This is a genomic window from Amycolatopsis tolypomycina, from assembly GCF_900105945.1.
GTDB lineage: Bacteria > Actinomycetota > Actinomycetes > Mycobacteriales > Pseudonocardiaceae > Amycolatopsis > Amycolatopsis tolypomycina.
Genome location: NZ_FNSO01000004.1, coordinates 3,503,564 through 3,515,985 on the forward strand (window position 1 = coordinate 3,503,564; position 12,422 = coordinate 3,515,985).

A 12,422-nucleotide genomic window follows, 5' to 3' on the forward strand; every position below is an offset into this window, starting at 1 on the left:
CCGGGCGTGCTGGCTAGAGTGCCCGGCATGCGCATCCTGATCTCGGCGGACATGGAGGGCGCCACCGGCGTCACCTGGACCGACGACGTCGTGCCCGGTTCGCCGCAGTGGGACCGCTTCCGGCGGCTGTTCACCGGCGACGTCAACGCGGTGCTGGCCGGGCTGTTCGAGGCCGGGGCGAGCGACGTGCTGGTCAACGAGGCGCACTCCTCGCAGCGGAATCTCCTGCTGGAGGACCTGGACCCGCGGGCGCGGATGCTCACCGGGCGGCACAAGCCGCTGTCGATGATGCAGGGCGTCGATTCCGGTGTGGACGGTGTGGTGTTCCTCGGCTACCACGCCGGCGCGGGCTTCGACGGGGTCCTTTCCCACACCTACCTGGAGAACCAGATCACCGGGGTGTGGCTGGACGACGTCCCGGCGAGCGAGGGCCGGCTGAACGCGGGCATGGCCGCGGAGTACGGCGTCCCTGTCCTGCTCGTTTCGGGTGACGACAAAACGTGTGAGGACGCCCGTGATTACGCTCCGGAGGCGGAGCTGGTCCAGGTGAAGGAGTGCGTCAGCCGGTACGCGGCGATCTGCCTGCCGCCTTCGCGCACGGCGGAGCTGCTGACCGGCGCGGCGGCCGACGCCATGAGCCGGGCGGGCCGGGAGGAGCGGCGGGTGGGGCCGCACCGGATCGAGGTGGAGTTCGACGCCAGCCACCTGGCGCAGGCGACGGCGGTGATCCCGACGGTGGAGCAGATCGGGACGCGGCGGGTCGGGTTCGACGCGCCGGACATGACCGAGGCGATGAAGTGCTTCAAGGTCGTCACGGCGATCGCGGCAGGGGCGGTGCAGGGTATCTATGGCTGACGTCGTCGAGTTGTGCGCGGACCTGATCCGGTTCGACACGACCAACCGCGGGAACAACGACGCCCGCCCGGAGCGGCCGGCGGCCGAGTACGTGGCCGCGTTCCTGGACGGCTTGGGCATCCCGTCGCGGGTCCTGGAGGCCGCGCCGGGCCGGGCCAGCGTGATCGCGCGGGTGCCGGGCACCGATCCGGCACTGCCGGCGCTGCTGGTGCAGGGGCACCTGGACGTCGTCCCGGCGGACGCCGCGGACTGGTCGGTGCCGCCGTTCGCCGGTGAGGTGCGCGACGGGTACCTGTGGGGCCGCGGCGCGACCGACATGAAGGACTTCGTCGCGATGGTGCTGGCCGCGCTGGCCGGCGGCGCGCGGCCGCGGCGGGACCTGGTGCTGGCGTTCGTCGCCGACGAGGAGGACCGCGGCGAGTGGGGCGCGCACTGGCTCGTCGCGGCCCACCCGGAGCTGTTCGAGGGCTGTGTGGCGGCGATCAGCGAGTCGGGTGGCTACACCTACCACGTGCCCGCCGCCGACGGCCGTGACGTGCACCTGTACCCGGTGGGGACGGCCGAGCGCGGGACGGCGCACCTGCGGCTGACCGCCCGCGGCCGGGCCGGGCACGGCTCGCGCCCGAACGACGAGAACGCCGTCACCCGGTTGGTGGGGGCGTTGCACCGGATCGCGGCGCAGGAGTGGCCGGTGACGCTGACGCCGGCGGTGCGGGCGTTCCTGGAGCGGACCGGCGCGGCGCTGGGCGTCCCGGTGGATCTGTCCTCTTCGGACGGCGTGGACGCGGCGGTGGCGGCGCTCGGCCCGGCGGGTTCGCTGGTGCTGCCGACGGTCCGCAACAGCACGACCCCGACGATGCTCGACGCGGGCTACAAGGTGAACGTGATCCCGTCGACGGCGACCGCGCAGGTCGACGTGCGGGTGCTGCCGGGCACCGAGGAGTCGTTGTTCGCCGCGCTGGACGAGCTGCTCGGCGAGGGCGTGACGCGCGAGTTCGTCGCCCACCAGCCGCCGGTGCAGGCGCCGGTGGATTCGCCGTGGTTCGCCGCGATGGCGTCGGCGCTGCGGGCCGAGGACCCCGAAGCCGTGGTGGTGCCGTACTGCCTGGGCGGCGGGACGGACGCGAAGGCGTTCACCCAGCTGGGGATCGCCTGTTACGGGTTCGCGCCGCTGTGGCTGCCGAAGGGGTTCCCGTACCGGGCGATGGCGCACGGGGTGGACGAGCGGGTGCCGGTGGCGGGCCTGCACTTCGGCACCCGCGTCCTGGCCCGGTTCCTCGAGAACTGCTAGAGGGCGCGGCCGAGGAGTGCCAGCAGGCTTTCCCAATGCCGCTTCAGGGCGGCGGGGTCGAAGGAGTCGGTGTCGGACATGGTGAAGCCGTGGACGGTGCCGGGGTAGATCTCGGAGGTGTGGTCGAGCCCCGCGGCGTCCAGGGTCTGGTTGAGCTCGCCGAGGGCTTCGGGCGTCAGGTCGGTTTCGGCGTGGCCGAAGTGGGCCTTGGCGGTGATCCGGTGCAGGCTGTCGGGCCCGGCGGCGCCCACGGGGGCGTGGAAGGCGGCGAGGGCGGCCACCTGGCCGGGGTGGGCCGCGGCGGTGTGGGTCGCCAGGAGGCCGCCGATGCAGTAGCCGGTCGTCGCGATCGGGCCGGGGACGACCTCGGGCCGGGCGGTGAGGAACCGCAGGTAGGCGTCGGCGTCGCGCAGGATCCGTTCGGTGGTGTGGGCTTCGATCATGGGCATCAGCTGGGCGAAGACCCCGGGCCGGGCCTCTTCGCCGATGTACTCGGGGAGGTCGATGACCGGCGTCGGGCCGTGGCGGTAGAAGGGGTTGGGGACGAGCACGAAGTACCCGTGGCCGGCCAGTTGCCGCGCCATTTCGCGCAGCACGGGCCGGATGCCGAAGCCGTCCGGGTACATCAGGACGCCGGGGTGGCGTTCGCCGTCGTCGGGGAACGCGGCGAAGGCGTCGGCCTGGCCGTCCGGGGTGGGGATCCGCAGTGACTGGGTGGGCACGATCACCGAGCCTAGCCACCGGCTCACGGCACCACGACGAGCTTGCCCGCGGCACGGTCCTCCTCCATGTACCGGTGGGCCGCGGCGATGTCGTCCAGGGGGAAGACCCGGTCGACGTGCGGCCGGTAGGTCCCGGCCTCGACTTCGCCGACGATCCGCTGCAGCAGTTCCGTGCTGCCCTTGCGGTCGTCGCTGTGGAAGGCGGTCAGTTTCGTGCCGGACGGGATCTTCGCGATGGGTTCGAAGTCCGGGACGATCCAGCCGCTGAGCGAGCCCGCCACGCACACCGTGCCGCCGCGGCGGACCAGGCGCAGGGACTCCACGGCCGTGCGGGCGCCGACGAGGTCGAGGACCCAGTCCGGGCCGTCGGGCCACAGCTCGGCCAGGCCGGTGAGCGGGCCGCCGTCGTCGATGAGGACGTGGCCGGTCAGTGCGGCGGCCTTGTCCGGCCGCCGGGTGGTGGTGGCGACGTCGACGCCGTGGGCGGCCGCGATCGAGGCGGCGGCGAGCCCGACCGAGGACGTGCCGCCGCGGACGAGCAGCCGCCCGCCGGTGCCGATTCCGAGCGCGTCGAGGGCGCCGTGGGCGGTCAGGTACGTCTCGGGGAGCGCGGCCAGGACGGTCCAGGGCAGGGTGGTGGTGACCGGCATCAGCAGCGGGTCGGGCAGCAGGGCGTATTCGGCGTAGCCGCCGTCGAAGGCGCGGCCCATCTCCCCCATCATCGCCGCGACCGTGGTGCCCTCGGGCAGCCGCGGGTCGGTCGAGGCGGCCACCGTGCCGACGCATTCGATGCCGAGCACGCGCGGGAACCGCACGCTCGGGGAGTGTCCTTGGCGGGTGCGCAGCTCCGACCGGTTGAGGCCGGCACCCCTGATCCGCACCAGGCTCCAGCCGTCCCGCACCGCAGGGACGGGCAGTTCCCGGATTTCCAGCACTTCCGGCCCGCCGGGCCGGGGGCACACCGCCGCTCGCATCGTCTTCACGGGGTCCACTTTCACCGGCCGCCCGGCTGGCGGACCACCGGTAACATGCCAGTTCATGCCCCTTGGCCGCCACGTTGAGCCGACGTCGCGGATCTGGCCGTCCGGCGGGGTCCACCTGTGGCCGCCGGGCGGCACGAGCGACGCGGACTCCCACGACCGGGGGCACCTGGTCTACGCGGCGCGGGGCGTGCTGTCGGTGCACACCGAGCGGGGGACGTCGATCGTGCCGGCGAACCGGGTGGCGTGGACCCCGGCCGGGTTCGTCCACCGGCACCGCGCGCACGGCCACACCGACATGCGGATCGTGTTCCTGCCGGCGTCGCTGGCCCGGCTCGTCCCCGGCCGTCCCGCCGTGTTCACCGCGTCGGGGCTGGCGCGGGAGGTGCTGCTGGCGCTGACCGGCCCGCGCGAGTACGACCGGGCGGCGAGCGCCCGCCTGCGCCGGGTGCTGGTCGACGAGCTGCGCGAAGCGCCCGAGCAGCCGCTGCACCTGCCCGAGCCGCGCGACGACCGGTTGCGGGCCCTCGCGCGGCGCCTCTACGACGACCCCGGCGACAACACCTCGCTGGCGGAGCTCGGGCAGCAGGTCGGTGCGAGCGGGCGCACGCTCAGCCGGCTGTTCCGCGACGAGCTGGGCATGACGTTCCACGAGTGGCGGACGCAGGTCCGCGTCGGCCACGCCCTGGTCCTGCTGGCCGACGGCCACGACACGGCGGCCACGGCGCGGGCGTGCGGCTGGGCGAACCCGAGCCACTTCATCGCGGCCTTCACCGCCGTCGTGGGGACGACGCCGGGCCGCCACCGGGCTAGCGGGTGAATTCGGCCCAGTGGCGGGCGCCGTCGCGGATGGTCTCCAGGCTGACCAGCCGGACGCCGTCCTGGGCGACGGACTCGATCTCCGCGCGGCTGAACGGCCACGGCGGGCCTTCCCACGTGGCGACGTCCGTGCTCTCCTCCGCGACCTCACAGACCAGGAGGGTGCCGCCGGGGGCGAGGAAGCCGGCCAGGGACGCCACCGCGGCGGGCCGGAACTCCCGGGGCATGGCCTGGATGTTGATGATCTCCACGACCAGGTCGAACGCGTGGTGCCACTCCCCCGGCGGGTGCAGCAGGTCCGCCACCACGTAGTCCACTGTGGACTCGGGGAACCGGGCGCGGGCGGCGTCGACCGCGGTCGGGGCGACGTCGAAGGCCGTGACGGCCCAGCCGTGCGCGGACAGCAGTTCGGCGTCGTCGCCGAGGGCGCTGCCCACCACCAGGGCGCGGCGGCCATCGCCCGGGCTGATCCAGGCGGCGAGGTCGGCGTTCGGGGTGCCGCGGGTCCACGGGACTTCGGCTTCGCCGCGGGCGGCGGCGGTGTAGAGCCGGTCGAACCAGGCGGTGGGGTCGCCGTCGGCGAGGGAGGCGCGGGCGAGTACGCGGTCGGCGGGTTCCGGCGTCGTCATGGTCGTGACCCTAGCGACGGCGCCGGAACCCGCGGGACCGGTTTTACGGCGCGACCGGCCCCGGAAGGCCGTACAGCCTCTCCCCGGCCCAGTGGACGACGTCCCGGACCGGCGAGGACGGCGGCGCGGGCCGGAAGTTGGCGGCGTCGTCGACGCTGCCGGTGCCGTCGTAGACCGCCCGCTGCGGGTAGGCGAACACCGGCCGGGTGCGGGTGACGGTGCCGTCGGCGGCGCGGCCGGTCGCGGTGACCGCCGTGGGCGTGCTGCCGCGTTCGACCCAGTCGACCAGCTGCCGCAGCGGGTCGAACTCGGTGAGGGTGGTGCCGCCGCCGCAGTGGTAGAGCGACGGGACCATGAACAGCCGCGCCCAGTTCTGCGGGCGGCCGTGGGTGAGGCGCTGGTAGTAGTCGAGGGTGCCGGCGGGCGGGATGGCCTGGTCGTTCCAGCCGTGCCAGAGCAGGAGCTTGCCGCCGCGGCGCTGGAACGCCGAGAGGTCGAGGCTCATCGCGTTGGAGCGGACGCCGACCGGGGTGAGCCGGTCGAATTCGCGTTTCGTGAAGGCGAAGGTGTCGATGGTGGCGGCCGGTGCGCCGATCGGGTAGCCGAGGTAGCGCAGGTAGTTGTCGGCGAGGTTGCGGGCGAAGGCGAACCCGCCGGTCTCCGGGGTCGGGATGATCCACCCAGCCCAGGACAGCTCGGAGCCGGGCAGCTGGCCGCCGGGGTAGAGCAGGGTGCCGCGGTCGTCGGTGGGCGGTGCGTAGAGCTTGTGGACGACGTTCACTTGGGCCGGGGTGAGGCAGGACGGCGCGTCGGCGCCGGCGCAGGTCAGCGTCACGGGGTCGAAGTCGCAGGCCCGGGGGTCGTCGAGCTGGCCGTCGGCGAGCCCGTCGGCCTTGTCGCAGGCGGCGAGGACGGCGTTGTGCAGGACGGGCAGCTTGGCGGCGGTGAGGATCGGGCTGCCGTCGGCGGCGCTGTTGGCCCGGGCGAGCCACGTCTGGTACACCCCGAGCAGCGGGCTCCAGTAGTGCGCGGGCGCGCCGGCGTCGATGCCGTCGAAGTCCGCCGGGTAGCGCTGGGCGAGCAGGAGGCCTTCGCGGCCGCCGTCGGAGCAGCCGGAGAAGTAGGACTTGCGGGGCGGGGCGCCGTAGAAGGCCTGGATGATCGCTTTCGAGGCGCGCGAGACGACGTGGGGTGCGCGGTATTCGAAGTCGTTGCGGGCGGCTTGGTCGTTCGCGCCCCAGCTGCCGTCGTCGACGATGGCGGGGGTCTTGCCGACGTGGCCGTCGTCGGTGGCGGCGACCGCGAAGTCGCCGCCGTGCGGCAGGCAGTCGGCGAAGGCGGGCGGACTGACCACGCCGCAGAAGCCGCCGCAGCCGTACTGCAGGTAGCGCCCGGTGTAGGTCGTGGTGGGCAGGCGCAGCTCGAACCGGACGGCGGGTTCGACGTAGCCCTGCACGCCGCAGTACTCGGGGTCGGTGGCCGTGGCCGCCACGACGGTGGCCGCGGTGACGTGGGTGGGCGCGCCCGGCAGGGTGAACCCGCGGACCAGGTCGGCGCAGGTGGTCACCGGCCGGACGGTCGTGTCCGTCGCCGCGGTGGCGGTGGCCGGGGTGAATGTGGTGGTGGCGAGCGTCAAGGTGGCTATGGCGGTGAAGATCCTGAATGGTTTCATCGGGCCCCCGTTTTCCGCGTTGTCTGATTCCGGTCAGGTTTGGCGAGCGGTCTTGACATCGATGTCACCCGCGCGTTTCCCTTCGTTGGCGCCGCCGGTCCCCGCCTGCGCGGCGCTGCTGAATCCGCCCTCCGAGCTTGGAGCAACGATGCCCCGAAGCGCCAGACCGCCGGTCGCTTTCCTGGTGACCGCCGCCGTGGTCGCCGCCGGCCTGGTCGCCCTCCCCGCCGCGGCGTCCGCCGCCGAAGACGCCCTTCCCGCCGACTTCTCGTCCTCCTTCGAGCCCGGTGACGTCCAGCCGACGTGGACCGACACGGTCGACACCGACGCGGCGGGCAAGCCGCGCGCGGCCGGGATCAACGGCGCGAACGGCACCGCGATCCCCGGCGACATCCGCGGCAAGGTGACCGAAACCAGCGCCACCAGCGAGAACACCAGCGGCGGCGAGGTCGTCTCGAACCTCGTCGACGGCACCACCGACACGAAGTGGCTGTCCTGGAACCCGACCGCCTCGGCGCAGATCACGCTGTCGGAGCCGACGTCGATCACGCACTACGCGATCTCCTCGGCCAACGACTTCGACAACCGCGACCCGCGGGACTGGACGCTGCAGGGCTCCAACGACGCCTCGTCCTGGACCGACCTCGACAAGCAGGCCGACCAGGCGTTCACCGCCCGGTTCCAGCAGAAGGACTACCAGCTGGCCGCCCCGACGGCCGCGTTCAAGTACTTCCGGCTGGACATCACCCGCAACAACGGCGGCCCGATCCTGCAGCTGTCGGAGCTGCTGCTGGCCAACGACGAGCCCGCGCCGCCGCCGCTGCCGAACATGCGCTCCTTCACCGACGCCGGCCCGACCAGCGGGTACACGAACAAGAACCGCGTCGGCTTCACCGGGCTCAAGGCGTTCCGCTACTCCGGCAGCCAGACCCAGGCCCACGGCTGGTCCTACAACAAGGTCTTCGACGTCGACATCCCGGTCGTGCCCTCGACCGAGCTGACCTACAAGGTGCAGCCGCAGTTCATCACCGGTGACCTGAAGTACCAGAGCACGAACGTGGCGATCGACCTGGTCTTCACCGACGGCACCCGGCTGCGCGACCTCGGCGCGACCGACCAGTACGGCTTCCCGCTCACCCCGGAGGGCCAGGGCAAGAGCAAGGTCCTCTACACCAACCAGTGGAACCTGGTGCGCTCGGCGATCGGCACGGTCGCCAAGGGCAAGACGGTCGACCGGATCCTGGTCGGCTTCGACAACCCGGACGGCCCCGGCTCGCTGCAGGGCTGGCTGGACGACGTGAAGATCTCGGCGACGCCGACCCCGCCGGCCAGCACCCGCCCGAGTGACAACGTGCTCACCACGCGCGGCACGATGGCCAACGGCACGTTCTCCCGCGGCAACAACTTCCCCGCGACGGCGGTGCCGCACGGGTTCAACTTCTGGACCCCGGTGACCGACGCGAACGCCGACAACGGCGACGTCCGCTGGATGTACAACTACCACTCGCAGAACAACGAGCAGAACCTGCCGGAGCTGCAGGCGTTCAGCGTCAGCCACGAGCCGAGCCCGTGGATGGGCGACCGGCAGACCTTCCAGGTGATGCCGTCCGCGGCCGCCGGGGTCCCGGACGCCAACCGCGACGCCCGCGCGCTGGCGTTCAAGCACGACAACGAGACGGCGCGCGCGCACTACTACGGCGTGCAGTTCGAGAACGGGATCAAGACCGAGATCGCCCCGACCGACCACGCGGCGGTGTTCCGGTTCTCCTTCCCGGGCACCGACACGAGCCTGATCTTCGACAACTACAAGAACCAGGGCGGGCTGACCCTCGACACCGCGGGCGGCACGCTGTCGGGCTACACCGACGTCAAGAGCGGCCTGTCGGCCGGGGCGGGCCGGATGTTCGTCTACGCCACCTTCGACAAGCCGGTCACGGCGGGCGCGAAGCTCACCGGCACCGGCCACGACAACGTCGCCGGCTACCTGCGGTTCGCCGCCGGTGCCGACAAGACGGTGACCATGCGGATCGCGACGTCGCTGATCAGCGTGGACCAGGCGAAGAAGAACCTGGCGCAGGAGATCGCGCCGACCGCGACCTTCGACTCCGTCCGCGACGCCGCGCAGCGGCTGTGGGACGACCAGCTGAAGGTGATCGAGGTCGAGGGCGCGTCGAAGGACCAGCTCACGACGCTGTACTCGAACCTGTACCGGCTGTTCCTCTACCCGAACTCCGGGTTCGAGAACACCGGCACGCCGCAGAACCCGAAGTACCAGTACGCCAGCTTCGTCTCGCCCAAGGCGGGCGCGGACACCCCGACGCAGACCGGGGCGAAGATCGTCGACGGCCAGACGTACGTCAACAACGGGTTCTGGGACACCTACCGCACGACCTGGCCGGCGTATGCGCTGCTCACGCCGGACATGGCCGGGAAGATGGTCGACGGGTTCGTGCAGCAGTACCGCGACGGCGGCTGGATTTCGCGGTGGTCCTCGCCGGGCTACGCCGACCTGATGACCGGCACCAGCTCGGACGTGGCGTTCGCCGACGCCTACCTCAAGGGCGTCCGCAACTTCGACGTCAAGGCCTCCTACGACGCGGCGCTGAAGAACGCGACGGTGACCCCGCCGAACAACGCCGTCGGCCGCAAGGGCATCGACGAGGGCATCTTCCTCGGCTACTCGCCCAACACGGCCGACCACGGGTTCTCGTGGTCGATCGAGGGTTACGTCAACGACTACGGCATCGCGAACCTGTCGAAGAAGCTCTACGACGAGGCCCCGGCGAGTGACCCGCGCATGGCGGAGTACCTGGCGAACTACGAGTACTTCACCAGCCGGGCGCAGCAGTACGTGAACCTGTTCGACCCGAGCGTCGGGTTCTTCCAGGGCCGCGACGCGCAGGGCAAGTTCAGCCGGTCGCCGCAGGACTACGACCCGCGGGTGTGGGGCATCGACTACACCGAGACCAACGGCTGGGGCATGGCGTTCTCCGTGCCGCAGGACGGGCAGGGCCTGGCGAACCTCTACGGCGGCAAGGCCGGCCTGGCGAAGAAGCTGGACGCGTTCTTCGCCGACCAGGAGACCGCGAACTTCCCAGGCTCCTATGGTGGCGTGATCCACGAGATGCGCGAGGCGCGGGACGTGCGGATGGGCCAGCTCGGCCACTCCAACCAGGCCTCGCACCACACGCTCTACATGTACGACTACGCGGGCCAGCCGGCCAAGACGCAGGAGAAGGTCCGCGAGGCGCTCTCGCGGCTCTACACCGGCAGCGAGATCGGCCAGGGCTACGCGGGTGACGAGGACAACGGCGAGCAGTCGGCGTGGTGGACCTTCAGCGCGCTGGGCTTCTACCCGCTGCAGATGGGCAGCCCGGACTACGCGATCGGGTCGCCGCTGTTCAAGAAGGCGACGATCCACCTGGCCGGCGGCAAGGACCTGGTGATCAACGCGCCGAAGAACAGCGCGAAGAACGTCTACGTCCAGGGTGTGAAGGTCAACGGCAAGGCGTACTCCTCGACGTCGCTGCCGCACGACCTGATCGCCAAGGGCGGGCGGATCGACTTCGACATGGGCCCGAACCCGTCGTCGTGGGGTACCGGCCCGAACGACGCGCCGAAGTCGATCACCACGGGTGACGCCGCCCCGGCGCCGCTGCACGACGAGACCGGCCCCGGCAGGGGGACGCTGTCCACTTCGGACGGGTCGAACGCGGCCGCGCTGGTGGACAACACCTCGCGCACCCAGGCCGCGGTCACCGGGGCCGTGCAGTACCAGCTGAACAACACCGACGAGGCCGTCACGCACTACACGCTGACGTCCCAGACCGGTGCGGGTGACCCGAAGAGCTGGGTGCTGAAGGGCTCCTACGACGGCAAGACGTGGGCGGTGGCCGACCGGCAGGACAACCAGGCGTTCAGCTGGCGGCAGCAGACCCGGGCGTTCAAGGTGGCGAACCCGGCGCACTACGCCCACTACCGGCTCGAGGTGACCGCGACCAGCACCGGCGCCCCGGCGCAGCTGGCCGAGTTCGAGCTGCTGGGCAAGCCGGACGCGGCGTGCACGCGCACGGTGACGGGCGTCCAGTCCGGACCGCTGTCGGTCAACTCGGGCACGGTGTGCCTGGAGAACGCGACGGTGTCCGGCCCGGTCACGGTGGGCGGCGGCGCTTCGCTGATCGTCCGCGGCGGCCAGGTCAAGGGCCCGCTCGCGGCGACCGGGGCGGCTCAGGTGGTGCTGAACCGCACGAAGGTGGGCGGTCCGGTGGCGATCACCGGGGCGACCGGCCAGGTGTCGATCGAGTTGACCGACATCGGCGGCCCGGTGGCGCTGACCGGCAACCACGGCCCGGTGCTGACGTCGAGCACGGTCGGCGGCCCGCTGGCGTGCGCGGTCAACAACCCGGCGCCGACCGACCACGACCTGCCGAACACGGTGCGCGGGCCGAACGTCGGGCAGTGCGCGAAGATGTAGTTCCGCGGTAGTGCGGTGAAGGCCACCCCCGGTTCCTCGGGGGTGGCCTTCACCTTTGCCGGAAGGGGGCTCCCGCAGTCCCTGTTCCACCAGGGTCTCCCCGGCGTCGAGGACCCCGGCCAGTCTGTAACCCATGGCGGACAACCACTTCACCACGCACGCGGGCCTTTTCGACCTGAGCGGGAAGCACGCGTTGGTCACCGGTGGCACCCAGGGCATCGGGACGATGATCGCGCGCGGCCTCCTGCAGGCGGGCGCCCGCGTCGTCATCAGCTCACGCAACGCGGACACGTGCGCGCAGGCCCAGCGCCGGCTGTCGGAATTCGGCGACGTCGAGGCGTTCCCCGCCGACCTGTCCCGGCACGACGAGTGCCGGCGCCTCGCCGAGCACGTCGGCTCGGAAGGCCTGGACATCCTGGTCAACAACGCGGGAGCGATGTGGCGCGAGCCGCTGGAGACGTTCCCGGACGAGGCCTGGGACACGGTGCTCGCCCTCAACCTCAAGGCGCCGTTCTGGCTGGTGCAGGCGCTGCTCCCGGCCCTGCGCCGGGCAGGCACGGCCGAGGATCCCGCGCGGATCGTCAACATCGGCAGCATCGCCGGTGGCGTCCATGTCGCCGCGGCGTCCAACTACTCCTACGCCGGCAGCAAAGCCGCGCTCCACCAGCTCACCAGGGTGCTGGCCAGGGAACTGGGCCCCCAGCACGTCACGGTGAACGCGGTGGCGCCGGGGCCGTTCCCGTCGCAGATGATGGCGACCACGCTCGAAGCCGTCGGCGACGAGATCGCGGCGAAGGCCCCGCTGCGCCGGCTCGGCCGCGACGACGACATGGCGGGTATCGCGGTGTTCCTCGCCGGCCGGGCCGGTGCCTACCTCACGGGCACCGTCATCCCGGTCGACGGCGGCATCGCCACGACCGCGACGGGTACCTAGCCCCGGGGGTACTCGCAGTACCTCCCTTCGCGTCCGGACAGGGCCT

9 protein-coding genes are annotated in these 12,422 nt (G+C 72.0%); 5 read left to right on the forward strand and 4 right to left on the reverse strand.

Annotation, left to right across the window (positions count from 1 at the left end; genetic code table 11):
• Positions 1–27: 27 nt before the first annotated feature.
• Together BLW76_RS26110 and BLW76_RS26115 are read left to right on the forward strand one after the other, a co-directional pair.
• Positions 28–855 (forward strand): M55 family metallopeptidase, encoded by an 828-nt coding sequence (locus BLW76_RS26110; protein ID WP_091311912.1) that lies wholly within the window; start codon positions 28–30, stop codon positions 853–855.
• A complete protein-coding gene (locus BLW76_RS26115; protein WP_091311915.1) occupies positions 848–2,146 on the forward strand; it encodes a M20/M25/M40 family metallo-hydrolase in 1,299 nt (432 codons plus the stop codon). Before BLW76_RS26110 ends, BLW76_RS26115 begins: the two co-directional genes overlap by 8 nt.
• Here the strand turns inward: BLW76_RS26115 and BLW76_RS26120 are convergent.
• Both BLW76_RS26120 and BLW76_RS26125 read right to left on the reverse strand, forming a co-directional pair.
• Positions 2,143–2,868: a dienelactone hydrolase family protein gene (locus BLW76_RS26120; RefSeq protein WP_091319880.1), complete on the reverse strand. Its 726-nt coding sequence runs from the start codon at positions 2,866–2,868 to the stop codon at positions 2,143–2,145. The genes BLW76_RS26115 and BLW76_RS26120 overlap by 4 nt on opposite strands.
• 23 nt (positions 2,869–2,891) lie before the next feature.
• A complete protein-coding gene (locus BLW76_RS26125) occupies positions 2,892–3,851 on the reverse strand; it encodes a zinc-binding dehydrogenase (protein ID WP_091311918.1) in 960 nt (319 codons plus the stop codon).
• A 55-nt stretch (positions 3,852–3,906) separates the two neighbouring features.
• Here BLW76_RS26125 and BLW76_RS26130 point away from each other — a divergent pair, with 55 nt between their 5' ends.
• Entirely contained in the window at positions 3,907–4,668 is a 762-nt protein-coding gene (locus BLW76_RS26130; protein ID WP_091311921.1) for a helix-turn-helix domain-containing protein, read from the forward strand.
• On the opposite strand, the gene BLW76_RS26135 is transcribed toward BLW76_RS26130, so the two are convergent.
• Together BLW76_RS26135 and BLW76_RS26140 are read right to left on the reverse strand one after the other, a co-directional pair.
• Positions 4,658–5,296: a class I SAM-dependent methyltransferase gene (locus tag BLW76_RS26135; RefSeq protein WP_091311924.1), complete on the reverse strand. Its 639-nt coding sequence runs from the start codon at positions 5,294–5,296 to the stop codon at positions 4,658–4,660. The genes BLW76_RS26130 and BLW76_RS26135 overlap by 11 nt on opposite strands.
• A 43-nt stretch (positions 5,297–5,339) precedes the next feature.
• The gene (locus BLW76_RS26140) at positions 5,340–6,968 is read right to left on the reverse strand and encodes a tannase/feruloyl esterase family alpha/beta hydrolase (RefSeq protein WP_091311926.1); all 1,629 of its coding nucleotides are present in this window, start codon (positions 6,966–6,968) and stop codon (positions 5,340–5,342) included.
• 148 nt (positions 6,969–7,116) lie between these two features.
• On the opposite strand from BLW76_RS26140, the gene BLW76_RS26145 reads away from it, so the two are divergent.
• Entirely contained in the window at positions 7,117–11,442 is a 4,326-nt protein-coding gene (locus BLW76_RS26145) for a GH92 family glycosyl hydrolase (protein WP_091311928.1), read from the forward strand.
• Between the two features lie 133 nt (positions 11,443–11,575).
• Complete coding sequence (locus BLW76_RS26150) at positions 11,576–12,376, forward strand: SDR family oxidoreductase (protein WP_091311930.1); 801 nt, start codon at positions 11,576–11,578, stop codon at positions 12,374–12,376.
• Positions 12,377–12,422 lie beyond the last annotated feature (46 nt).